Source organism: Bacillus sp. CH30_1T (genome assembly GCF_008364765.1).
Lineage (GTDB): Bacteria > Bacillota > Bacilli > Bacillales > Bacillaceae_B > Rossellomorea.
Genome location: NZ_VTUY01000012.1, coordinates 1 through 22635, shown reverse-complemented (window position 1 = coordinate 22635; position 22635 = coordinate 1). Strand labels below are relative to the sequence as shown.

Here is a 22635-nt window from a genome sequence, read left to right as displayed (position 1 = left end):
CAAATGAAAACGATTTATTTGGTGCGCCATGCCAAAGCCGAAGGGCAGCCTTTTCATTCGCCGTTAACGGGGGTAGGGAAACAGCAAGCGGTACAATTGGCTGCATTTCTCGAAAATAGATCGATTGAAGCGATCTATTCCAGTCCTTTTGTAAGAACCATAGATACCATAGCACCCTTTGCCAAACAGTCCGGATTAACGATTCAAGAAGACGATCGCTTGGGAGAAAGAGTGTTAAGTGATCGGGAACTTCCTGATTGGATGGAGAAGTTAAAGAAGAGCTTTGATGACTTTTCACTTGTTTTACCTGGTGGGGAATCGAATGACCAAGCAATGGGGAGAGCGAGGTCTTTTATAGAAGACGTATTAGAAAAAGAAGAAGATCATGTGGTGTGTGTGAGTCATGGAAACTTAACGACGCTGCTTTTGAGATTGTTTGATGAGAAATTCGGATATGATGAGCTGTTCGCACTTTCCAATCCTGATGTATATGTAGTTAAAGTCGAAGAAGACGTAGCATGTGTTCAACGGATCTGGGAGTAAGGGATCATAGAGGGAAAAGGGGAGTACGAATGAAAGAAATCACATTTGACCATATTTATAATCCAGGACTTGAAATAGGAGAGAATGATCTTTATAAACATATTCATTTTCCAGAAATGTTAACAAGGTATGATAGCAACTTTCTTGAATTCAAAAAACATCCAACCCTGGCTGAATTTAATGAGGCTGCTCACTTTTTAAGGGGATTTCATCAATCAAAAGGGCAAAAGCATGTGAAATTTTATTTTCCCCAGGATACAAAACTAACAGAGGAATTTATGGATTATTTTAAACGTGAAGGGTATGAATCAGGATTTAATGAACTATACAGTATAGAACCTGGTCAATTTCCTTCTAAAGAAGACAATTCTGATATTCAAGTGAAAGTGGTGACCGACAGGGAATTGGATGCGTACCTGGCATTTCAATAACGTCAGGATCTTGAGTACGGTGAAGCCTTTGCAAATCAAAAGGTCGACATGCATAAGAGGAATTTTCAAAATCCCCGTTTGATGCAGCTCCTCGCATTCTATATGGGGACTCCGGCCGGATCCGTGGATGTGATCGTTGAAGACGAGACAGCAGAAATCGATGGACTGGTGGTTCATGAATCGTTTCAAAAGAAGGGGATCGCAAGCAGGCTGCAACAGTTCGTCATGAGACAATTCGCCGATAAAACCGTGATTCTGGTAGCGGATGGAGAGGATACACCGAGATTGATGTATCAAAAACAAAACTACCGTTGTTTAGGGTTTAGGTATGAAGTACAAAAAGTGTATGAATAAAAATAAGAGTTGCATGCCTGTTGGCATGCAACTCTTATTAAGTCATTTCCTACCAGGCGCGATTATACTGCTTAGGCGATTCGATCTCTACACCCAGTTCTTTTGCCGCCGTTCTTGGCCAGTATGGGTCACGAAGTAATTCACGAGCGAGTAAGACGAGGTCAGCACGCTCGTTTTGCAGGATTTCTTCTGCTTGTATGCCTGTCGTAATCAGCCCGACTGCACCTGTATCGATTTTCGCTTCTTTTTTAATGGTTTCAGCAAGCTTCACCTGATAACCAGGGAACACAGGGATTCGCGCGGGTACGACGGCACCGGAGCTTACGTCGATTAAATCGACTCCTTGTTCCTTCATCCATTGGGCGAACACCACATAGTCTTCAACGTCCAGTCCTTCTTCGTTATAATCTTTGGCGGAAACACGAACAAGGAGAGGTCCGTCCCATACTTGTTGAATTCCATCAATGACTTCACGAAGGAATCGGTAGCGGTTCTCAGCAGATCCGCCGTATTCGTCCGTACGTTTATTGGAAAGCGGGGACAGGAATTCGTTGATGAGATATCCATGTGCCCCGTGAATTTCAATCACATCAAAGCCCGCTTTCTTCGCTCTTTCGGCTCCTTTGATGAAGGCAGTGACGGTCTCTTTAATATCATTCTTCGTCATTTCAACAGGCGTTTTCATCTCATCGTTGAACGGGAGCGCAGATGGAGCAAGAATATCTCCTTCGAGAACGGCCTTTCTTCCTGCATGAGCAAGCTGAATGCCTGTCTTCGTACCGTGTTCTTTGATTAATCCGACTAATTCTTTTAATCCTTCAATATGCTCGTCATCCCAAATCCCTAAATCTTGCGGGGAGATTCTTCCTTGGGGCGTGACAGCTGTAGCTTCCTGAATGATGAGCCCAACGCCACCCACTGCACGGCTTGTATAGTGAGTACGATGCCAATTCTCGACTTTTCCATCTCCGTTATGAGAAGAATACATGCACATAGGTGCCATTACAATTCTGTTCTTCAATTCTACATCTTTAAGTGCATATGGTTGAAATAGCTTTGCGTTCATTTCCGATCACCTTCCATGACGTTGTATTTGTTTCGGGTTGCTAAATAGTACTGCACATGAATTATAACAACACCTTTTTTGTTAGAAAAGTAATGTGCTTTACTTTCTTTTCTGCTTCAATTCCTTATACGAATAAACCGTTCCACGCCATTCGATTCCGCCTCGTTTAAAGGTTAAAAACGTAGCTCGTCCAATGGAGTAGATAAATAAAAGGGCTGTTACGGGTAATGCAAGAAAAAGAAGAGAAGACTCATTCGTCATCTGCTTTATGACTTTGAAATAAGTGATGCCAATGAATAAAATGATCAACAGACTCACGATTCGAATTGGGGGTGACGCTGAAAAAATCGTGATGAAAGGGAGTACCGAAGAGCAGAAGATTCCAATCATGGCAAACACAACGAGCAGCATGGAGTAGTGCAGGCCTGCAAATGTGTTTTTTTCCAATCCGTTGAAGGCTTCTTTCAAGGATCGATACCATTCCACTTCCAGAGACTGAAGGGCAGTGAGGAAGAATTGTTTTTTATGGTGTTTCTTTAACTGAACCCCCAGCTGCAGGTCATCATCGGGCATATGCTTAATTGCTTCGTGAGTACCGATTTCCTCATATGCCTGTCGGGTGATGAGGTTGAAGGCTCCGATGCCCATACCTGTCTTAGAGGAGGGGTCGTTCGCTTTCCATGGTCTTTTATAAAAAGTGAAACCGAATAAGAAAAAAGCCACAAAGCTTTTTAGCCAAAAGGATTCCGATCGAATATAAGGAGCCAGGGTAACGTGGTCCAGTTTCTGTGATTGAAGAAAGGACACCGCTCTGGATAAGATGGTGGGGTCTTTAAAGATGACGTCGGCATCGGTGAAAAGGATCAGGTCTCCTTTTGCCATTTGATACCCTTTATATAATGCCTGATTTTTCCCCAGCCATCCCTGTTCCAGTGAGTCGTTATGAAGGACGCTGATTCGTTTATCCAGTTCGGCCAAAGCTTCAAGCTTTTCAGAAGTTCCATCTGTTGAACGATCATTGACTACGATCCATTCAATTTGGTGATAGTCCTGTTTCAGCTGCGACAGGATGCTGTCTGTTATCGTTTCTTCTTCGTTTCTCGCCGGTACGATGACAGATAGGAGTGACCCTTGATCTGTAGGGGAGAAGTCTTGTATGGAAGAGAGCTTTGATAAGCCCCTCCACACATCTATGGTAAGAACCAGCCAGACTGTAAGTACAGTGTAAAGTAGAATGAGTAGGGAAATCATTGTGCCGACCTTCTTTTTTGCTTTGATTGTATCAATGGAAAATGAAATTTGCGAATGATGATGGGTTTTTACCTTATTTTTTCAAAGATTGTTTTTTTAATTCCTTCCCAAGAACTTCAGAACGGCTTTTCGCAGATGAGACACATTGGAAAAACGCATCTCTAACCTGGTAATCTTCCAAAATGGTGATTCCCGCCTCTGTCGTTCCACCTGGACTGGTCACGTTTCTCCTTAATTCCCGGGCTTCCAAACCGGATTCTTCAAGCATCGCACTTGCTCCTGCAATCGTTTGGGTAACGAGGCTTTTAGCGAGTTCCTCCTGCAAACCTAACTCTACTGCCGCATTCTTAAGTAATTCAGCTACGTAATAAATATAAGCAGGGCCGCTGCCTGATAAAGCCGTTATAAGGTCTAATTGTTCTTCCGCTACTTCCACTGCTGTGCCGACGGATTGGAATAATGTTGTCGTCCATTCTTTCTGGGAGTCAGAGAGGTACGGGTTGAACGATACCGCGGTAGCTGATTTTCCCATGGCCGCACTAGTATTGGGCATGGCTCTTGCAACAGCTCCGTTAAAGGAGAGTTTATCGCTAATATGTTCCATAGTGATCCCTGCTAAAACAGAAATGACCACTGTATCCCTTGAAAGGTGGGTCCTAATTGAATCTGCTGCCTCATGAAAATCTTTTGGTTTCATGACCAGAATGACGGCGTCGTATGGTGAATCATGTTCTACATGACGCACACCGAATTCGTGCACGATTTCGTTTAAACGCTCTTGGTTGGCCCGATTGGTGACATGCACGTTTTCATTCTTCAGGACCCCGGCCTTCAGTGCTCCACTCATTAAAGCGTAAGCCATTGACCCTGCTCCAATAAACAATGTCTTCATTCGTTCATTCCTCCTCCATTTTTCGAAAAAAAAAGCAGACCCTCTCATCCATAAAGGACGAAAGGGTCTGCTTCCGTGGTACCACCTTGTTTTGTTCATTCCTCAATGGACGAAATGAACACACTTCACTTCCAAGTAACGCTGGAAAAACGTTCTGATTTAAGACGCTCAAAAGGCAGGTTCACAAATAGAGGGGATGACGGTGCCTTTCAGCCGGTGGGCACCGATCTCTATCATCATCTACTCATTACTATTCTTTATCATCGCTTTTTCATTTTTTGTTATGTAAGGTGACTTTTCAATAGTAAACATATATTATAGGTGATTATCATAGAAAGACAGCTTATCTGTCAAGTGTTTATTTCAGTATATTCAATGATTTTAAAAATGACATTTGTTAGGGAAAAATGTACACTATTAAATGAAGAGTCATTCATTTTTTGTTAACATCAAAGAAATGAATGCCTGTAAGGGAAGGGGATGTCGTTTTGGCTGCCTACCCCTTTTATTATGAAGAATGTGGTGAATTTATGACAACCTTAGTGAATGATATTGCAAAAATTACTCTATCAACTCCATTTGCCGTTGGAGATGTGAATGTTTATTTGGTGAAAGGGGACGCCTTGACATTGGTGGATGCAGGGCCGCTTACAGACACAGCCTGGGTACAGTTGACCGAGCAATTATCCCTTTTGGGGTATACACCTCAAGATATTGAACAAATCGTTCTGACCCATCATCATCCCGATCACGCGGGGTTACTTGATCGGTTCTCTTCCTCGGTCAAAATATATGGGCACCCTTATAACAAGTTTTGGTTGGATCGCAACGACCATTTTCATGAAGTGTATGATCGTTTCTTCCATCAATTGGCGATACAATCCGGTTTACCTCAAGAGTATGTTCGGGCAATCCATAAATTCAAGAGTCCTTTGAAATTTATGGGGAATCGAAAACTGGATATTGAAATAAAGGAAGGGGACGTCATTCCCGGAATGGAAGAATGGACGATCATTGAAACGTTAGGGCATGCCCAGAGTCACTTGTCTTTTTACAGGGAGAGTGATGGTACTCTGATAGCCGGAGATCATATACTCGCGAATATTTCCCCTAATCCACTCATTGAACCTCCTTTTGAAGGTGAGCTGGAACGTTCAAAGCCATTGCTACAATACAATGCGTCTTTGAAAAAGTTATTGGATATTCCTATTTCCCTTGCCTACACCGGTCATGGGGACAATATTACGGATGTTCATGGATTAATTCCCAAGAGGTTAGGGAAACAGGATGAAAGAGCACGTGGTGTACTCGAAATGATCAAAGGTAACCGTCTGACCGTATTCGACATCTGTAAGACACTTTTTCCTACCGTCTATCAAAAGGAACTTGGCCTGACACTCTCTGAAACAATTGGACAATTGGATTATCTTGAGTCACTTCACTACATAAAGATAGAATGTCATGAAGGAATCTATTATTATTTTGCCTAGAAAGATGTGACCAGACATGAACAGTAGAATAACAGGAAAAACCATTGTCATTACCGGTGCCTCTGGAGGAATCGGTGAACAGATGGCCATTAAAGTAGCAGAAAACGGCGGCAATCTCGCCTTGATTGCACGTCGCGTCCCGCTGCTTGAAGCATTAAAAGAAAAGCTCATAACCGAATACAATTGTAAGGTGGAAGTGTATCCGTTAAATGTAACGGATTATGACGAAATCCCAGGCACCTTCAACGCCATCCTGAAGGACTTTGGAGCGATTCATGCATTGATCAATAATGCAGGCTATGGAGTATTTCAGGAAGCACACGAAACGTCATTCCAGGATGTAAAGGGAATGATGGATGTGAATGTTCTAGGACTTATGGCATGCACAGGAGAAGTCCTTCCTTATATGCGTCAACAAGGATCTGGTCATATCATCAACATTGCCTCTCAGGCAGGTAAGTTCGCTTCACCAAAGTCGAGTGTGTACTCTGCCTCTAAGCATGCTGTACTGGGGTATACGAACAGTTTAAGGATGGAAGCGAAAAGGTACGGTGTGAGGGTGACTGCGGTGAATCCCGGGCCGATTGCCACAGACTTTTTCTCCATTGCCGATGAATCCGGGACGTATGTGAAGAATGTAGAAAAATTTATGCTTGATCCGGCATATGTCGCTCAAAAAGTCGTGGAAGCCCTTTTTACAAATAGGAGGGAAATCAATCTGCCGCGATGGATGAATATGGGGAGTGTCATCTATCAATTATTCCCATCTTTTGTCGAAAAAGTAGGAAATAACCTTTTCTTCAAAAAATAGTGAAACCAAATCATGCTCTCATTCGTCTAATCTAATAAGGGGGGAGTCTATGAAGAAGTGTTTGACTGTTCTGATCCTTAGTTTCTGTTTTCTGTTTACCGGTTGCGGACCTTCAACATCTGTAAATTCATCACAAGCCACCGCAAATTTCATAGGCTTTGTTACCCAGCTTGAAGGCAATCAAGTGCTTATTAATGATGTTTGGTTTTCTTTCAGTGACCGAACCGTCATAAAGACAGATAAAGATAAAAAATTGCATAGAGATGATATAGAGATGGGCAAAAAAGTGAATGTGACGTTTGATGGTGAGCTCCAGGAATCCTATCCCCGAAGAGCTTCCGCGAATCAATTGGTATTTCTGACGGATCAACAAAGCAAAACCGAGGAAATTGCCGTCAGATTAGTCATAAAAGATCCCCGGTTTTCACAGGTCGTCATCCAGTCCATTGAAAAAAATCCCACCGGCTTATATTCATTACGATTCAAGGATCTTTCCATCGACAGAGATGTACATGTCATTGTGAATGTCGAGAATGAAAGAGTGATTGTGCCGATACATACCTCTACAAAATGACAAATAAGAAAGCGTTGATTATATACCAACGCTTTCTTATTTGTTTTCAATTACCTTTAATTTCTCTATTTGATTAAGGATGCTGTAATGGCACATTGTATCCATGTGCCCATGTACTTCTCTCCTCGCATACTGATTATCCATATTTCAACAAAAACAGAAAAACCCTTCTAATTTATAGAAAGGTTTAACCGACTAGAAACTCATATATAACGTCTTCAATGATTTCATGAAGCTCCGAATCGGGTTCTACTTGGTATCGAAGCTCAATTTCTGCCGTAAAGGCTTCGTAATTCCTTTGATTGAGGGGGGGACGGTTTCTTTCGTATGTTCAAATTGTTGAATCGTCCTGTCAATCATCTTCATGATCCTTTGTCTATCCATATTTCCACCTCACCCCCCCCGAGATTATATCGGACAAAATGAGGGTATGCACCAGAGAGTGGGAAAAACAGTGGTTTTCCTGGCATATATGGCTAGAATGTTCTTTTCAGAGGAAAACTATGATTATTGTTGGAAAAAGGATGTGGCTGTATGATAGGAATTCTTTTAGCCCTGATCCCCGCAGTAGCATGGGGAAGTCTTGTGTTTGTAAGTGTAAAACTAGGAGGGAACGCCTACAGTCAAACGGTGGGGATCACCATTGGGTCATTGTTGTTTGCGGTAGGCGTTTTCTTCATCAAATCCCCGGAGTTGACGTTATTTGTGTGGGGAATCGGCTTTATTTCCGGCGTCTTCTGGGCAGTCGGACAAGTGAATCAGTTAGCGAGTGTGAAATACATCGGTGTTTCGAAAACCGTTCCGATCTCAACTGGAATGCAGCTGATCGGAACGACTCTCTTTGGCGTTTTAGTGTTTAAGGAATGGAAAACGACAGAAACGATTCTCCTCGGTAGCGGAGCCGTTTTAGCTCTGATTATCGGTGTGGTGTTAACATCATTCACACAAAAATCCGAGGGAGACGAAGAGTCCCAACTGAAAAAGGGTCTACTCACTTTATTGCTATCCAGTTGTGGATACATAGCCTATGTCGTCATTTTAAGATGGTTTGATATTGACGGATGGGAAGCGATTTTGCCACAGGCGATTGGTATGTTTATCGGGGCGGTTGTCATTACTTTCAGGCATAAGCCCTTTACCAAATATACGGTAAGAAATATCTTAACCGGCCTGATGTGGGCATCGGGGAATCTGGGCTTGCTGCTTGCTCTTCCACGCATCGGGGTGGCAACGAGCTTTTCCCTATCTCAAACAGGGATCGTTATTTCTACCCTTGGAGGTTTGTTTTTCTTAGGTGAAAAGAAATCCAGGAAGCAGATTCTTCTTGTCATTGCAGGATGTATTTTGATCATTATCGGTGGTGTATTACTGGGCTTTACAAAAGATTAAGGAGGAATGGACATGTATTCGGATTTAACAGGTAAGGTTGTCATCATAACAGGTGGTGCTACGGGTATCGGAAAGGCCATTGCGAAACGATTTGCAGAGGAAGGCTGTAAAGTGGTCATTAACTATTTCAAAGAAGAAGAAAATCCGGAAGAATTAGTAAAGGAGATGGAAGAAGCAGGGGGGACTGCCTCCATTATTCAAGGCGACGTTTCAAAAGAAGAAGACGTTCGAAGCTTTGTCCAATTGGCGCATGATACGTATGGCCGCCTCGACATATACGTGAATAACGCCGGGATTGAAAATGAAGTCCCTTCTGAAAACCTTCCCATTGAAGATTGGCAAAGAGTCATCAACACCAATCTGACCGGTACATTTCTCGGGTGCCGTGAAGCAGCGAAATACATGCTTGATCATAAAATCAAAGGCTCGATTATCAACGTTTCGTCTGTACATGAAATAATTCCCTGGCCTCACTTTGCTCATTATGCGGCCAGTAAGGGTGGGGTAAAATTATTAATGGAAAGTCTTGCATTAGAATTCGCACCCGATGGAATCCGGGTAAACAATATTGCTCCCGGAGCCATTGATACTCCCATCAACGCCGAGAAATTTTCCGATCCCGAAAAGAAAAAAGGTGTGGAAAAGCTCATTCCAATAGGCTATATCGGGGAACCGGAGCAAATTGCTTCCTGTGCAGCTTTTTTGGCTTCAGAGCAAGCGAGTTATGTCACAGGGACTACCCTCATCGCTGATGGGGGCATGACGAAATATCCAGGATTCCAAGCCGGGAGAGGTTGATGTATGTATAGGGGGAGGCCAATATCATAATGTGATGTTGGCTCTTTTTATTGTGTTATGAGTATAAGCATTCTTAATCCACTATAGTGATGATCGGCCTGACGAAGCCCCTTCCGCTTTTCATTGTCCAGCTCCAGGGGCTTGGGGCTCGAGGTCATAAGAAGAGTAACCCAAAAAGGAAAGGACGCCTTTTCGGGTTACTCTTCTTATGCTTGTCGCCCCAGGGCGAGCCCCTTCCGCTTTTCTTGTTATTCTCTCTATTTCCATTAATTTTCGTTGAAAGGGAACGTATATTCGTATAGAATCATAACTATACTATATAAGAACGTTTGTTCTATTTTGGGTAAAATGGAGGACGAATATATGACTGTCGATTACAGTGTGCTGCCACACCATAAGATTCTGTGCATCGATATGAAGAGCTTTTATGCTAGCTGTTCGGCTGTCATGCTGGGTCTCGATCCCCTTGAATGCCATTTGGCCGTAGTTGGGGATAGGGACCGCCAAGGAAGTATTGTATTAGCGGCATCACCCAGGCTGAAGAAGGACTTTGGGATCAAAACGGGCTCGCGGATGTTTGAAATCCCAAAGGACCCGCGCATCCGGCTTGTAGAGCCAAAAATGGCTACGTATGTCAGGATATCGACTGAATTGACCCGGTTGTTCCATCGCTACGTACCGAAAGATGCCATTCATACGTATAGCGTGGACGAAAGTTTTATTAAGATTGATGGAGCGACGAATCTTTGGGGGGATGCCACCACCATTGCCCGCAAAATCAAGGATGATATGGAAAGGGAGTTTCAGCTGCCGTGCGCCATAGGTATCGGTCCCAATATGCTGTTGTCCAAGCTGTGCCTGGATCTCGAAGCAAAAAAAGAGGGGATTGCCGAATGGACCTATGAAGACGTTCCGGAAAAGCTGTGGCCGTTATCGCCTTTACGTGAAATGTGGGGGATTGGCGGACGCTTAGAAAAAACGCTCAATCGCATGGGCATTTTCTCTGTCGGGCAATTGGCGCTGTATGACCTGGAGAAGCTGGAGGCCAAGTTCGGCGTTATGGGAAATCAACTCTATTACCACGCATGGGGAGTTGATTTATCTGAAATAGGAGCTCCGATCATGGATGGTCAAATCAGCTTTGGCAAGGGGCAGATCCTGCTGCGCGATTATAAGGAGAAAGAGGAAATCAAACGTGTCATTTTAGAAATGTGTGAAGAAGTCGCCAGGCGTGCCCGCACCCATCGCAAGGCGGGGAGAACAATAAGCTTTAGCGTCGGTTACAGTCACGAAGAATTTGGTGGAGGGTTTCACCGGTCGCGGACCATCGAGGAGCCGACCAATATCACCATGGATTTATATCGTGTATGCCTGGAGTTATTCGAAGAGAATTACAACGGGAAAACTGTACGGAAAATCAACATCGCTCTTTCAAATATTGTAGATGATGGAGCCTTGCAGATTTCTTTGTTCGAGCCTAATCGATGGGAGAAGCGGGAGCTAGGGTATGTAGTGGACCGCATCCGAAATAAATATGGATCGGCAGCCCTTCTCCGGGCCGTATCCTATACAGAGGCAGGAACAACAAGGCATCGTGCCCGCCTGGTGGGTGGACATAAATCGTAATAAATATAGGAGGTGAGAGGATTGATCCGCGATCGAGGAAGAATCAAATGGACATCTATGATGCTGCCGGAGCACGTGAAATTACTGAGGGATTGGGCAAAGGAAGATACGCACGAGAAGAGGATCGAACTGGACGAGCAGGAACTGGACAGGATGAATGAAGTCGTCGCAGAGGCGATGGAGTTTGGTAAATTGGTTTCGATTACTCACTATGTAAAGCACCGTCATCAATTATCGATTGGAACCGTTCACCATGTCGACTCACTGGAAGGAAAGCTGCACGTCGTAGACAGGTTCGAAGACGTAAACTATATTCCACTTGCAAGCATTGTGGACATTCGCTTTTTCGATTGACAGCCCAATGAAAAGAGAGACTTCACCAGGGTGAAGTCTCTCTTTTCATTCCATTTACTCTTCGTCCAATACTTTTTCTGCCCGCACACATGATTCGAATTTTCCTTTATGAGATGCGTCACAAAACGGCATGTTTGTAGATAAACCACAACGGCAAAGAGTGAACACTTGTTTCGTTGGAAATACATTTCCGTCAGCATCAATCAGTTCCACGTCCCCGCTTACACGAAAAGAACCATTATCATTCACTTTAATCTGAGCTTTTGCCATGAAAAACCACCCTTTCTAGAAAATACAAAAGAATTCCCCACTATCGATAGTAAGGTGAAAAGAGTAAAAATGCAATATTCTAAAGGAAACAAATGAAATGTGATAATATGGTGGAGTAAGGGAGGTCGTAGAATGAAGATTGAATTAACGAATGAAGCAACTCAAAAGATTCAAGGTAAAATAGATAATCAAGCTGGATACCTGAAATTAAAGTATGATACAGAGGGGTGTGGCTGTGTCGTAAGTGGAATTCCTACTTTATGGTTTGTACATGAACCTGATGAAGGGGAAGATATAACGATTGAAACCAACAGCTATCCGATCCTGGTAGAAAAATCCAAAGTGGTGTTTCTTGATGAAGACCTGAAAATTGATTTTTCTTCACAAAGTAACACGTTTCAATTAAAAAGCCCCGGGCAGATCATAAATGGAAGAATGAACTTTCTGATGTTTCCGGGGGAATAAGAATAAAAGCCTTAGATCTGAGTACATCCGAGATCCGAGGCTTTTTAAAAATATAAAGTCATTTATGTATCGTGATGGATGTTGCAACGGTAAATAGTTCTATAGATACTAATCTAGTTCATTCACCAATTCCTCAAACAACCGGGCCACTGAAACCCCTGTCTTCCACCCGTCCATCCCGTCCTCTACAGACCAGCACGCAGATAAAACTGAATGACAGAACCCGTAACGAATCAACCGTTCATAAGAGAGGGAGAGTAGAGAGGCCATTGTTTTGATTCTGTATCGAAGCAGTTCTATTGGAACATCCCATTTACTCCATTCATTTAATGTAAATTGAATGCAGTCATATTCTCTCTCACCGATAAGCCCCTTGGGGTCAATGGCCATCCAGCCGGAGGATTTAGAGAATAGAATATTGCCATGGTGCAAATCACCGTGTAGAAGAAAAAGATTCTGAGCAGAACTAAGTAACTCCGGGTAGAGCATCTCAGCTTTTGAGACGATTTCTTCAGGCAGGGGACCAGTGCCTCCGTTGAACCGCTCACGCAAGCGAACGACCCCGTTTGACCAGGATTGAACGGAAGGGTAGGGATGATGGCTGACAGGTTTATGCCATAAACGGTGAGCAACATGGGTAAACACCTGCAGGACCTCTTCTTCATCCTCAATGGAGTGAAGAGATGAACCAGGTAACAGACGATCTAAAAGAATCCATCCCTCCTCCTTATTGAAATCGAGGACTTCCACCATGCCTTTCCCTTGGAAATCCTGAAGAGCGTGAAACTCATTTGAGAAGTCGTTGTTCGGGTACCCGATCTTTAGAACCGCAGCCCGATCATGATCAATTCGGACAGGAACCACAAAATTGTAGCTTAATGAAAAGGGCTCGCCATAGGTTAAGCGCAACCGTTCTTCCAAAATCACCATGAGCTCTTCCACGTTTGAAATCCATCCTTCACCCGATTCGCCGTACATGGTTTGCATTTTTGACCTGAAATCAGTTGGAATCAAGAGACATCATTCCTTTCATTTAGTACAAATTGCTGGAGAAACCGTTGAATCACTTCTTCATATTCTTCCGGGTTATCATTATATGATTGAGCATGAGTGCCCCGAAAATCGAGAAACAGCTCTTTTGGTCCCTGTTTTTTTTCAAATAAATCCTTCGTCATTTGAGGCAGGATAAAGTCATCATTTGTGCTGTGGATAAATAACACGGGTTTCCTGATGTTTTGAACAACCGATATAGGTGATAAATCCTTTAATGTGTATCCTTGTCGCAACTTTAGTGTGCCGCCTACGAGGGGAAGGAGAAATTTTGCCGGCATTTTCACTTCTACACTCATACGATAGGCGAGCTGTTCGCCAAAGTCGGAAAAAGGGCAGTCGGCAATATAAAAATCGGCCCGGTCTTCCACACTGCCGGCGTATAGAAGGAGAGTCGCAGCCCCCATGGATTCACCATGGATTCCAAAGAACACGTCGTCCCCCTCACGACGGATCAACTCATCCACAACAGCCTTTAAATCATATTTTTCAAAATATCCGTAACTTGTCGTCTTCCCACCGGACTCTCCATGCCGGCGATGATCATAAATCACGGCATTGAATCCCTGTTTGATGAAAAGGTTCATATACTTGATCGAGTTCCATTTGTTTTCTGTCACCCCGTGGGAAAAGATCATGAATTTTTTATGGGGGTGAGGCTTCACAAAAATCGCTTTAATGTCATATCCGTATTGTGAAGGGATCAGCACGTCTTCTTTAGGAAGTGAGTCATAATCCTCTTGTATCAGCCTGGTCGATCCTGTTTCACGTGACAGGATAAAGTCATCCCCCTTTTTCGGTAAGTACATAAAACGATTCGTAATATAAATCCCAAGCAGACCTATGGACGAAAGGGTACCGCCAAGGATGGCAAGTTTTTTTCTCATCTTCATCACCTCAAGCAAAATGATTCTTACTCATATTGTAGCAAAAGGAGGAAAAAAGAGGAATTTTTGAAAAGGGGAATACAAAGAAAAAGTGTCCCTTAAGAAGAGACACTTTCCTGAATGGTTATTTAAGATTTAGCATTTTGCCCTTTGGTAGGATGAATGGCTTTTTCAAGTTCTTCCTTAGCCATCGGATTAGAAACCGTATCTGAGTTAGGTTTGCCCTTTTGGCTGAATCCTTTATCACGTTTTTGACTCATTGAACTCATCTCCTTCAAGTTTTATCTAGTTTAGAATGCTCGAAGGAGAAGGAAGGTATTCATGATTGATTCATTTCATACAGGCGGTAGTAACCGCTTTCAATGGGGCGGCTGACATGGGGCTTCACCAGCTCAATGGCATGAGCCAGTTTCCCTAAATCAATTTCTGTGGAGACTCCCATTTCTTCTAACATATATACAACATCCTCAGTTGCTACATTCCCTGTTGCACCAGGGGCGAAAGGACAGCCTCCAAGTCCGCCTGCAGAGGTGTCAAAGCGGTCAACTCCCGCTTGAAGCGACGCAAGGATATTAGCAAGTGCCATCTTACGTGTGTCATGGAAATGAGCTGTCAGTAATGTGTGGGGCAATTCCTGTTTCAGTAACGCAAAGAGATGATATGCTTCAGATGGATTAGCCCTTCCTATCGTATCAGCGACGCTTAATTCATCCACGCCCAATGAAACAAATTCCTGACAAAGAGAAAGAGTATCCTCTGGTAAGACCTTCCCTTCATATGGACAGTAGAAAGCGGTGGAGATACAAGCTCTCACGAAGTATCCCCGCTCTTTTAACTCTGAAATTAGAGGGGACAATCCTTCAAGAGCTTCATCTGTCGTTTTATTAATGTTTTTCTGATTAAACGTATTGCTTACCCCTACAAATACGGCCACTGATCGACAGCCCGTTTCATATACCCGCTCGATTCCCCTTTTATTGGGTGCGAGAACGATATCTCTCGAATCAATCGTCATGCAGGAGTCGACAATATCACTTGCATCCTTCATCTGGGGAACCCATTTGGGAGATACAAACGAAGTCAGCTCCATTTCCCTGATTCCTGATTGCTTCAGTCGAAGGATAAACTCTTTTTTTACATCAGTCGGAACAAAGTTCTTCTCGTTTTGTAATCCGTCTCTCGGACCTACTTCAATAATCGTTGCTTTATTAGGTAAATTCATAATTTCCCTCCCTCTTTCATTTTAAGAAAATTTCGACATATAAATCAATATAAAAATTTTTTGACAAATTTAGAGGAATTTAACCGCTTACATAGAATGAGTTAAAGTGGAACTGTTTTTTTAAGGTTAGTCATAGGCAAACCAATCAGTCAGAAGAGAAAGGGAGGAAGAAAGATGTCGAATGAAGTCGTCATTGTGAGCGCAGTGCGCACAGCCATCGGAAGCTTTAACGGATCTTTAAAAGGCATTTCAGCTCCGGAACTTGGAGCGATTGTCATTAAAGATGCCTTAGAGAAGGCTGGTCTGAATGCAAGTGATGTAGATGAAGTGATCATGGGGAATGTATTGCAGGCAGGATTAGGTCAAAATCCGGCCCGCCAAGCATCCATCAAAGCGGGACTCCCTGAGCATGTGCCTGCCATGACCATAAATAAAGTGTGTGGATCAGGATTAAAAACGGTCCATCTGGCAACGCAGGCCATCCTTGCCGGGGATGCGGATATCATCGTTGCAGGTGGAATGGAAAATATGAGTCAGGCTCCATATTTACTAAAAGGAGCAAGAGAAGGATACAAAATGGGAGACCAGAAAGTAGTCGACAGCATGATTTCCGACGGCTTATGGTGTGCCTTTAATGATTATCATATGGGCGTAACGGCAGAGAATCTTTGTGACCGCTATTCCCTTACACGTGAAGAACAGGACGAATTTGCGGCCTGGAGCCAGCAAAAGGCAGCTGCTGCGATTGAATCCGGCCGATTTGAAGATGAAATCGTCCCGGTACATATCCCTCAGCGAAAAGGAGACCCTGTTGTATTCAACCAGGATGAATTTCCTCGTAAAGGGTCGACTGCCGAGAAACTTTCCGGCCTTCGCGCAGCCTTCAAAAAAGAGGGCACAGTAACAGCTGGAAATGCATCGGGCATCAATGATGGAGCCGCTGCTGTTGTCGTCATGTCGAAGAAGAAAGCAGACGAACTGGGCATCACACCTCTAGTGACCATTAAAGGGAACGCCAATGCCGGTGTTGATCCAAGCGTTATGGGGATCGGCCCTGTTGCTGCCGTTAAAAAAGTATTGGAAAAAACAAAGCTGACGATTGAAGATATGGAATTAATTGAAGCAAATGAAGCGTTTGCTGCTCAATCATTAGCGGTGGATAAAGAACTTCAATTCAAAAAGGATGCTCTAAACGTAAACGGCGGAGCCATTGCATTAGGTCACCCGATTGGAGCCAGTGGAACGCGAATTCTAGTGACGCTGATTCATGAGATGAAGAAAAGAGGCGTACAAAACGGACTGGCTACCCTTTGTATCGGTGGTGGACAGGGAGTAGCAACAGTCGTTGAACTTCATAAATAAGCAATAGAAAAGATCCAGATTCAAGGAGGGAATACAATGAAAGAAGTATACACTTCATATGACGAAGCGGTGGCAGACATCCACGATGGAGCCACTTTAATGGTTGGAGGATTCGGTCTGTGCGGGATCCCTGAAAAAATCATTCTTGCCCTTGTAGAAAAAGGTGTGAAAAACCTGACCGTCATTTCAAATAATTGTGGTGTAGACGACTGGGGCTTAGGTTTATTATTGAAAAATAAGCAGATTGATAAAATGATAGGCTCCTATGTCGGGGAAAACAAAGAATTTGAAAGACAGGTCTTATCTGGTGAACTGGAAGTGGAATTGGTTCCTCAAGGTACGCTTGCAGAGAAAATCCGCGCAGGTGGCGCAGGGATTCCTGCCTTCTATACGCCGGCAGGAGTCGGGACACCGGTAGCGGAAGGAAAAGAGACCCGCACATTTAGTGGAAAAGAATATTTATTGGAAGAAGCCTATACGGCAGACTTTTCCCTTGTACGGGCGTGGAAGGCCGATAAGATGGGGAATCTGATCTACAACAAAACGGCTCAAAACTTTAACCCCATGATCGCGGCAGCTGGAAAAGTGACGATTGCAGAAGTAGAAGAGCTTGTTGAAATCGGGGAAATCAATCCGAATGAAGTGCATACCCCAAGCATCTACGTGCAGCGACTGATTCAGGCAGATCAGGAAAAACGCATTGAAAGAAGAACAGTGAAGCAAGCATAGAAGGGAGAGTGGAACGGGATGGATCGTGCCAAAATGCGTGAAAGAATAGCAAGAAGAGCGGAAAAGGAAATAGAAGATGGTTTCTATGTCAATTTAGGAATCGGGATGCCTACACTGGTAGCCAACTATATAACAGAAAACAAACAGGTTGTCCTTCAATCTGAAAATGGATTACTTGGAATCGGCCCATATCCGGCAGAAGATGAAGTCGATGCGGACCTCATCAACGCTGGGAAAGAAACCGTTACGGCGATTCCAGGCTCCTCTTACTTTAATAGTTCAGAATCATTCGGGATGATCCGCGGAGGCCACATCAATATTGCCATCCTGGGTGGAATGGAAGTAGCCGAAAATGGTGATCTTGCCAACTGGATGATACCTGGAAAGATGATCAAAGGTATGGGTGGAGCGATGGATCTCGTCCACGGAGCCCAGCGCATCATCGTCATCATGGAGCACGTGAATAAAGCCGGTGAGAGCAAAATCCTGAAAGAATGCACCTTACCTCTGACAGGGAAAGGCGTCGTGCACCGCATCATCACGGATCGCGCCGTGATGGATGTCACAGATGATGGGTTACTGCTTCGTGAAGTAGCGAACGGTTTCTCTGTGGAGGAAATCCAATCATCCACGGATGCGACGTTGATTGTAGGAGAAGATGTGAAATTGGAAGCCTATTGATGGAGAGAGCCGGTTAGAAGGGGCGTATACCCCTTTTGACCGGCTTTTTTGAGCCTGACTTTTGACTAAAACCAAAAAAAGATTTATAACTATGACAGATAGGGGGAATCGGCATATGTCTAAGAAAAAGAAGCAGGAAGCAGAAATGACGTTAAAGAATTCAATCAACCAGGATCTATTCGAACAATTAAAGCAGAAAAAGAAAGAGCTTGAAAAAGTGGAGTCTGTGAAAAAGGAAGAAGAGCGTCTTAAAAAAATAGAAGAGAAAAAGCAGCGGGAGAAGAATAAAAGCTTTGAAGAGCTGCTGAATGAAAGCAGCATGGATTGGAAGAGTTACAAGGATTGATGAGGGATGTAAAAGTAGTACCACATCAATCAGAATGGAAAGGAAAATTCGAAACAGAAAAGCGATCACTCGAAAAGATTCTCAAGGATGCAACCATCCATCATATCGGCTCGACGTCGGTGCCTGGGTTGGCCGCTAAACCGATTATCGATATTCTAATAGAAGTCCCTGACCTTGAGAGCATTGATGACCGGACAAAAGAATTCAGCAAACTGGATTTTGTGGAGAAAGGGGAGAATGGTATCCCGAACCGTCGCTACTTCTATAAGGGAGAAGGAAATGAGAGAGCCGTACATCTTCATGTTTTCCCTTATGGAATCGATCATGTGATCAGGCACTTAGCATTTCGTGATTATTTAAAGGAATATAGCGCGGAAGCCCAGCGATATGGTGAACTGAAATCAAGGCTTGCAAAGAAATTCCCACATGATATGGAAGGCTACATTCAAGGGAAAGACCAATTTGTGAAGGACTTGGAGAAAAAGGCGATAAATTGGTATGAAAAAAATAAGCGGGAAGGGAATTAAGAACCCTGTCCCGCTTATTTTTTTGTTCACTCAATCCCTATGTTGCTCATACCGTGATAATTTAGTTAAGTGTTTAAGCATATCCAGCGCCTCAGTAGATAAAGGGCTCGCATTGACCGCATCAATATTCTCCTGAAGCTGCTGAACAGAACTGGCTCCCGGAACCACGGCTGCAACCGATTGGCGGGAAAGAATATATTGGAGGGCAAGCTCATTCATTTTGCGCTTGTCTCCCATTTTGCTATGAATGGACTCGATCGTTTCTTGAAGCTCTTGATAAGAATATTCCAGATACCCACTCTCTTTCATTTTCGCAGAAGCTTTGGAAAGCATTTTCTCAGAAAGAAGTCCTTTTGCCAAAGGCCCACGGGCCACGATACTCACCTTATTCTCATCCATTAGGTCCATCCATTCTTCCGGGCGACGATCCAGTAAGCTGTACTGCATCATCACGCTTTCAATGGAAGAACTCTTTAGGAATCGCTTAATGACATTCGGACGGATGGAGGAGATTCCATAATGGCGGATCAAACCTTCACTCTTTAATTCTTCAAATGCCTCGATCGTTTCTTCAAAATGATCTTCAATCGTCCCGCCATGAAGCTGATAAAGATCGATATAGTCCACTTTCAGGCGGGATAAGCTATCTTTGACGGCAGACTTGATATAGGATTTGGAAGGATCCCAGCGCCAGCCATCTTCCACGTCATCCCAGCGATTTCCTACCTTTGTGGCAAGAATAATGTCATCTCGGACCTCACGGATGACGTTACCCACAATTTCTTCATTCTGACCAAAGTCATATAAATCAGCGGTATCAAGATAATTGATCCCATTCTCTAAAGCGTGTTGTACAATTTCCTTGGCAGCTTTCTCTTCGGTTCCAAGTGACATACAACCGAGTCCCATCTTTGATACAAATAAATCGGAACTTCCTATTTGTCTTTTTTCCATTGTATCCGTCCTTTCGACATTAGCACTCTTTATTATATTAACGAAAGTCGGGACGAATAAACAAAAGATATGGCTGGTTTCAACGATTGGCTTCGATCCATTCCTTCACCGTGGCGTAGGTTTGATTATATTGCTTCAGCTTCTCCTTGATTTCCCATGCTTTACCTACCAGGATGATCCGGTCATTTTCAGCAATCACCTTCAAGGGGTTTCACCTCGATCCTCGAATCAGATATGGTAAAATGTATGAGGACAAGGTCAATGACAGAACAAGGAGAGTTGAGCGGATGAAAAAATTTGAAGAAAAGACGATAAAAACGGAAACCATCTATCAAGGGAAAATCATTGATCTTCAGGTGGATGAAGTAGAGCTTCCCAATGGAAAGACTTCCAAAAGAGAACTGATTAAGCATCCGGGGGCTGTTGCTGTTATTGCGTTAACACCAGAGGGGAAACTTGTCATGGTAGAGCAATATCGCAAAGCGCTGGAGAAATCCATCATCGAAATTCCTGCAGGGAAGCTAGAGCCCGGGGAAGAGCCCGGTAAAACAGCCCTTCGCGAATTGGAAGAAGAAACGGGCTACGGATGTGGGAACCTGGAGCATTTGATTTCGTTTTACACGTCTCCCGGATTTGCAGATGAGCTTGTTCACTTGTATATCGCTCACGATCTTTATCCCATTCAGGAATCGAAAGAAACGGATGAAGATGAATTTGTAGAGTTGATTGAAGTAACAGTCGAGGAAGCGGTGCAGCTTATAAAGGAACAGCGGATTTACGATGCAAAAACGGCTTATGCCGTTCAATATCTGCAACTGCAGAAGCTTACTAATTAAGAGAGAACAGGACAGCCAAAAAAGGCTGTCCTGTTTTCATGAGTTAATCAAATCTTAATTGAGGTCCCCTGGAATCAGAGAATAAACACACGTATTACGTGCATCTTTCCCATTTTCATCAAGATGATCATGACGAATGATGCCTTCAAGCGTAAATCCCAGTTTTTCAGGTACTCTTTTGGAACCTGCATTTCTCTCATCGCAACGAATTTCCACCCGCTGGCAGCAAAGGTCATTTAAGGCGAAATGTGTTAACGCATTCACGGCTTCAACGATATAACCTTTTTTCGTGTGCTTCGTGTGAAGCCAATATCCTATTTCCACTTTTGGCACGTTCCAATCGATGCGATGCAGACCTGTAGATCCAATAAATTCATCTGTTTCTTTCAGATAAATATGGAGTCGAATGTCGGTCTTTTTAATAAATTCTGCATAGGAATCCCGTACTCCCGCCTCCACTTCTTCCAGGGATTGTTCTTTACGGGCGAAGGGAAGCCAGGGTTTTAATTCATTTCTTGATTCGGAGATGGCAATAAAGACTTCAGATCCGTCTCCGGGCAGGCACGGTCTAATATAAAGGCGGGGTGTTTCAATCTTATCGGGAAAATCGATTAGACTTGGATTGCTCATAATATGTTCCTCCACTTCCACCATAAGGTTTCTATGATTATACGGTTATCCCCATGGAAGTTCAATAGAATAGAAGAGAGAAGAATAAACCTGTCCCGGCCTACATATAGATTAGTAATCGATATCTAGGAGGAGCACTGTGATGCGCAAAAAAATATCAAATTCAAATCCACTCGTTCAACATGTACAAGCACATTCCTCAATCTATTTATTTATCATTACGCTATTTTTAATGGGGATCATTTTTGGAGCAATCGTGGTTAATTCATTGTCCTTTGCCCAAAAGGAAGACCTGTATTTCTATTTAAGTAAATTCTTCAGTGAAATGGAAGATGGGAGTATGACGTCAGCAGAAGAGCTGTTTCGTCAGAGCTTCCTTCATAATGTAAAGTATCTCGGGTTGATGTGGTTACTGGGAATCTCGATTATCGGACTCCCCCTCATCTTCGTTCTATTATTTATGAAGGGCGTCGTTGTGGGATTTTCGGTTGGATTCCTAGTAAATCAAATGGGATGGAGCGGATTTTTATTATCCTTTGTCAGCGTCTTACCGCAAAATATCATCATTATTCCGGCGTTTATTTTCATCGGAGCGATCAGCGCCAGTTTTTCCCTTACGCTGATTCGAAAGATTTTCATGAGGCAGAATTCATCCATGCAGTTTCAAATGATTCCGTTCTTATCCAGGTACGTGATTTTCTTAGTGGTAGCAATCGGGATTGTCACAATCGCCGCCAGCATTGAAGCGTATCTCTCTCCTAACTTAATGGAAGCGGTTATTTCAAAAATAAAATAAAACGATTATTATATAAGAATCGTTTCAGACCGTAGACAAACCCCACCTTTGCATTTAAGCGAAGATGGGGTTTTCTGTTATTTTAAAAGATTTTTCTTTTTTTTAGGCTGGACATGGTCCTCGCCATGTCCAGTTTGCCAATTTCTTAAGATTCATGGCAGCAAACGTAAGCATCGCCTGCATTGAAACTTTTTTAAGACCCCTTAAGGTCGTCCAACGCATGCCATGCTTTTCTTTTGCGTCCGCAAAGACTCGTTCGATCGTTTCTTTGCGTTTCGCATATAGAGTTTTATTAAGTTCT

29 protein-coding genes, 2 pseudogenes and 1 other annotated feature are annotated in these 22635 nt (G+C 43.4%); of the genes and pseudogenes, 18 read left to right on the top strand and 13 right to left on the bottom strand.

Going from position 1 to position 22635, the window contains the following annotated elements:
* Positions 1–3: 3 nt before the first annotated feature.
* The 3 genes and pseudogenes from F0342_RS20520 to F0342_RS25555 form a co-directional block, all read left to right on the top strand.
* The gene (locus F0342_RS20520; RefSeq protein WP_149157701.1) at positions 4–543 is read left to right on the top strand and encodes a histidine phosphatase family protein; all 540 of its coding nucleotides are present in this window, start codon (positions 4–6) and stop codon (positions 541–543) included.
* A 29-nt stretch (positions 544–572) separates the two neighbouring features.
* Positions 573–974, top strand: coding sequence for a DUF5613 domain-containing protein (locus tag F0342_RS25560; protein WP_262481839.1), 402 nt, complete (start codon positions 573–575; stop codon positions 972–974).
* Positions 975–1010: 36 nt separating this feature from the next.
* Positions 1011–1328 (top strand): annotated as a pseudogene (locus F0342_RS25555) (GNAT family N-acetyltransferase); the annotation flags it as partial.
* A 49-nt stretch (positions 1329–1377) separates the two neighbouring features.
* Here the strand turns inward: F0342_RS25555 and namA are convergent.
* The 3 genes from namA to proC all read right to left on the bottom strand — a co-directional run bounded on the left by namA (position 1378) and on the right by proC (position 4537).
* Entirely contained in the window at positions 1378–2394 is a 1017-nt protein-coding gene (gene namA / locus F0342_RS20510) for an NADPH dehydrogenase NamA (protein ID WP_149157700.1), read from the bottom strand.
* Between the two features lie 99 nt (positions 2395–2493).
* Positions 2494–3645, bottom strand: a complete 1152-nt coding sequence (locus F0342_RS20505) for a glycosyltransferase (protein WP_149157699.1) — start codon at positions 3643–3645, stop codon at positions 2494–2496.
* A 73-nt stretch (positions 3646–3718) separates the two neighbouring features.
* A complete protein-coding gene (gene proC / locus F0342_RS20500) occupies positions 3719–4537 on the bottom strand; it encodes a pyrroline-5-carboxylate reductase (protein ID WP_188048641.1) in 819 nt (272 codons plus the stop codon).
* Between the two features lie 50 nt (positions 4538–4587).
* Positions 4588–4810: a binding site (T-box leader), on the bottom strand.
* A gap of 215 nt (positions 4811–5025) precedes the next feature.
* On the opposite strand from proC, the gene F0342_RS20490 reads away from it, so the two are divergent.
* The 3 genes from F0342_RS20490 to F0342_RS20480 are packed head-to-tail and all read left to right on the top strand — an operon-like array spanning position 5026 to position 7412.
* Positions 5026–6027 carry an MBL fold metallo-hydrolase gene (locus F0342_RS20490; protein WP_262481837.1) on the top strand — a complete coding sequence of 334 codons (1002 nt, stop codon included), beginning with the start codon at positions 5026–5028 and terminating at the stop codon, positions 6025–6027.
* 16 nt (positions 6028–6043) lie between these two features.
* On the top strand, positions 6044–6838 hold the full coding sequence (locus F0342_RS20485; protein ID WP_149157696.1) for an SDR family NAD(P)-dependent oxidoreductase: 795 nt from the start codon (positions 6044–6046) through the stop codon (positions 6836–6838).
* Positions 6839–6887: 49 nt separating this feature from the next.
* A complete protein-coding gene (locus tag F0342_RS20480) occupies positions 6888–7412 on the top strand; it encodes a DUF3221 domain-containing protein (RefSeq protein WP_149157695.1) in 525 nt (174 codons plus the stop codon).
* Between the two features lie 187 nt (positions 7413–7599).
* Here F0342_RS20480 and F0342_RS25750 read toward each other — a convergent pair.
* Positions 7600–7716: pseudogene (locus tag F0342_RS25750) on the bottom strand (hypothetical protein); the annotation flags it as partial.
* 233 nt (positions 7717–7949) lie between these two features.
* On the opposite strand from F0342_RS25750, the gene F0342_RS20470 reads away from it, so the two are divergent.
* From F0342_RS20470 to F0342_RS20455, 4 genes are all read left to right on the top strand, one after another.
* Entirely contained in the window at positions 7950–8801 is an 852-nt protein-coding gene (locus tag F0342_RS20470) for a GRP family sugar transporter (protein WP_149157762.1), read from the top strand.
* A 12-nt stretch (positions 8802–8813) separates the two neighbouring features.
* Positions 8814–9599: a glucose-1-dehydrogenase gene (locus F0342_RS20465; RefSeq protein ID WP_149157694.1), complete on the top strand. Its 786-nt coding sequence runs from the start codon at positions 8814–8816 to the stop codon at positions 9597–9599.
* Between the two features lie 363 nt (positions 9600–9962).
* Positions 9963–11225: a Y-family DNA polymerase gene (locus F0342_RS20460; protein WP_149157761.1), complete on the top strand. Its 1263-nt coding sequence runs from the start codon at positions 9963–9965 to the stop codon at positions 11223–11225.
* A gap of 21 nt (positions 11226–11246) precedes the next feature.
* On the top strand, positions 11247–11579 hold the full coding sequence (locus F0342_RS20455; protein WP_149157693.1) for a YolD-like family protein: 333 nt from the start codon (positions 11247–11249) through the stop codon (positions 11577–11579).
* Between the two features lie 54 nt (positions 11580–11633).
* Here F0342_RS20455 and F0342_RS20450 read toward each other — a convergent pair whose 3' ends face one another.
* The gene (locus tag F0342_RS20450) at positions 11634–11849 is read right to left on the bottom strand and encodes a CDGSH iron-sulfur domain-containing protein (RefSeq protein WP_113967576.1); all 216 of its coding nucleotides are present in this window, start codon (positions 11847–11849) and stop codon (positions 11634–11636) included.
* A gap of 132 nt (positions 11850–11981) precedes the next feature.
* Between F0342_RS20450 and F0342_RS20445 the strand changes: the two genes are divergently transcribed.
* Positions 11982–12314 carry an iron-sulfur cluster biosynthesis family protein gene (locus F0342_RS20445; protein WP_149157692.1) on the top strand — a complete coding sequence of 111 codons (333 nt, stop codon included), beginning with the start codon at positions 11982–11984 and terminating at the stop codon, positions 12312–12314.
* Positions 12315–12422: 108 nt separating this feature from the next.
* Here the strand turns inward: F0342_RS20445 and F0342_RS20440 are convergent, their stop codons facing one another.
* From F0342_RS20440 to F0342_RS20430, 4 genes are all read right to left on the bottom strand, one after another.
* A complete protein-coding gene (locus tag F0342_RS20440; RefSeq protein ID WP_395940710.1) occupies positions 12423–13244 on the bottom strand; it encodes an aminoglycoside phosphotransferase family protein in 822 nt (273 codons plus the stop codon).
* Positions 13245–13324: 80 nt separating this feature from the next.
* A complete protein-coding gene (locus F0342_RS20435; protein ID WP_149157690.1) occupies positions 13325–14251 on the bottom strand; it encodes an alpha/beta hydrolase in 927 nt (308 codons plus the stop codon).
* Positions 14252–14379: 128 nt separating this feature from the next.
* The gene (locus F0342_RS25550; RefSeq protein WP_258549516.1) at positions 14380–14511 is read right to left on the bottom strand and encodes a hypothetical protein; all 132 of its coding nucleotides are present in this window, start codon (positions 14509–14511) and stop codon (positions 14380–14382) included.
* A gap of 59 nt (positions 14512–14570) precedes the next feature.
* Positions 14571–15473, bottom strand: a complete 903-nt coding sequence (locus F0342_RS20430; RefSeq protein WP_149157689.1) for a hydroxymethylglutaryl-CoA lyase — start codon at positions 15471–15473, stop codon at positions 14571–14573.
* Between the two features lie 174 nt (positions 15474–15647).
* Between F0342_RS20430 and F0342_RS20425 the strand changes: the two genes are divergently transcribed.
* From F0342_RS20425 to F0342_RS20405, 5 genes are all read left to right on the top strand, one after another.
* Positions 15648–16835, top strand: a complete 1188-nt coding sequence (locus F0342_RS20425) for an acetyl-CoA C-acetyltransferase (RefSeq protein WP_149157688.1) — start codon at positions 15648–15650, stop codon at positions 16833–16835.
* 36 nt (positions 16836–16871) lie between these two features.
* Positions 16872–17564: a CoA transferase subunit A gene (locus F0342_RS20420; protein WP_149157687.1), complete on the top strand. Its 693-nt coding sequence runs from the start codon at positions 16872–16874 to the stop codon at positions 17562–17564.
* 33 nt (positions 17565–17597) lie between these two features.
* The gene (locus F0342_RS20415) at positions 17598–18245 is read left to right on the top strand and encodes a CoA transferase subunit B (protein WP_395940709.1); all 648 of its coding nucleotides are present in this window, start codon (positions 17598–17600) and stop codon (positions 18243–18245) included.
* A gap of 115 nt (positions 18246–18360) precedes the next feature.
* Positions 18361–18591 carry a YqkE family protein gene (locus F0342_RS20410; RefSeq protein WP_149157685.1) on the top strand — a complete coding sequence of 77 codons (231 nt, stop codon included), beginning with the start codon at positions 18361–18363 and terminating at the stop codon, positions 18589–18591.
* A complete protein-coding gene (locus tag F0342_RS20405) occupies positions 18570–19118 on the top strand; it encodes a GrpB family protein (RefSeq protein ID WP_262481836.1) in 549 nt (182 codons plus the stop codon). The genes F0342_RS20410 and F0342_RS20405 overlap by 22 nt, the downstream gene beginning before the upstream one ends.
* 30 nt (positions 19119–19148) lie before the next feature.
* Here the strand turns inward: F0342_RS20405 and F0342_RS20400 are convergent, their stop codons facing one another.
* Both F0342_RS20400 and mciZ read right to left on the bottom strand, forming a co-directional pair.
* Entirely contained in the window at positions 19149–20072 is a 924-nt protein-coding gene (locus tag F0342_RS20400; RefSeq protein ID WP_149157684.1) for an aldo/keto reductase, read from the bottom strand.
* Positions 20073–20151: 79 nt separating this feature from the next.
* Entirely contained in the window at positions 20152–20277 is a 126-nt protein-coding gene (gene mciZ / locus F0342_RS20395; protein WP_149157683.1) for a Z-ring formation inhibitor MciZ, read from the bottom strand.
* An 82-nt stretch (positions 20278–20359) separates the two neighbouring features.
* On the opposite strand from mciZ, the gene F0342_RS20390 reads away from it, so the two are divergent.
* A complete protein-coding gene (locus F0342_RS20390; RefSeq protein ID WP_148969521.1) occupies positions 20360–20908 on the top strand; it encodes an NUDIX hydrolase in 549 nt (182 codons plus the stop codon).
* Positions 20909–20962: 54 nt separating this feature from the next.
* Here F0342_RS20390 and F0342_RS20385 read toward each other — a convergent pair whose 3' ends face one another.
* Positions 20963–21538 carry a GNAT family N-acetyltransferase gene (locus F0342_RS20385; RefSeq protein WP_149157682.1) on the bottom strand — a complete coding sequence of 192 codons (576 nt, stop codon included), beginning with the start codon at positions 21536–21538 and terminating at the stop codon, positions 20963–20965.
* A gap of 142 nt (positions 21539–21680) precedes the next feature.
* Between F0342_RS20385 and spoIIM the strand changes: the two genes are divergently transcribed.
* The gene (gene spoIIM / locus F0342_RS20380) at positions 21681–22334 is read left to right on the top strand and encodes a stage II sporulation protein M (protein WP_149157681.1); all 654 of its coding nucleotides are present in this window, start codon (positions 21681–21683) and stop codon (positions 22332–22334) included.
* Between the two features lie 102 nt (positions 22335–22436).
* On the opposite strand, the gene F0342_RS20375 is transcribed toward spoIIM, so the two are convergent.
* The coding region (locus tag F0342_RS20375; protein ID WP_188048619.1) for a transposase at positions 22437–22635 on the bottom strand (199 nt) is incomplete at its 5' end.